We start from the raw sequence: 270 nt of genomic DNA, 5'->3' as shown, positions 1-270 counted from the left end.
AGCCAGTCAACGGCTGGGATGCGGTCTCTTGGCGAGTTTTTCATTGCTGGATAGGCAGTAAATGCTAGGAATACTGCAAACATTAGGTGAATTGAACGCGCTTCAGTATCGTTGAGTACGCCAAAGTTAAAAATGAACGGCAAAGGGGATGCGTACCAAAGTTGGAACAGTGACCAACATAGCGGCACAAACCATAAGATGCGACCAGGAAGCCCTGAAGGGGCACGTGCACCAGTATCGGATTGAGCTACCATTTCTTGCACATCTTGA

Annotated in this window: 1 pseudogene; it reads right to left on the bottom strand. The window is 48.1% G+C overall.

Going from position 1 to position 270, the window contains the following annotated elements:
• Positions 1–263 (bottom strand): annotated as a pseudogene (locus tag A3773_RS18455) (C4-dicarboxylate ABC transporter); the annotation flags it as partial.
• Positions 264–270: the final 7 nt, after the last annotated feature.

Source organism: Neptuniibacter pectenicola (assembly GCF_001597735.1).
Classification (GTDB): domain Bacteria; phylum Pseudomonadota; class Gammaproteobacteria; order Pseudomonadales; family Balneatricaceae; genus Neptuniibacter; species Neptuniibacter pectenicola.
This window is presented reverse-complemented; position numbering and strand designations above follow the sequence as displayed.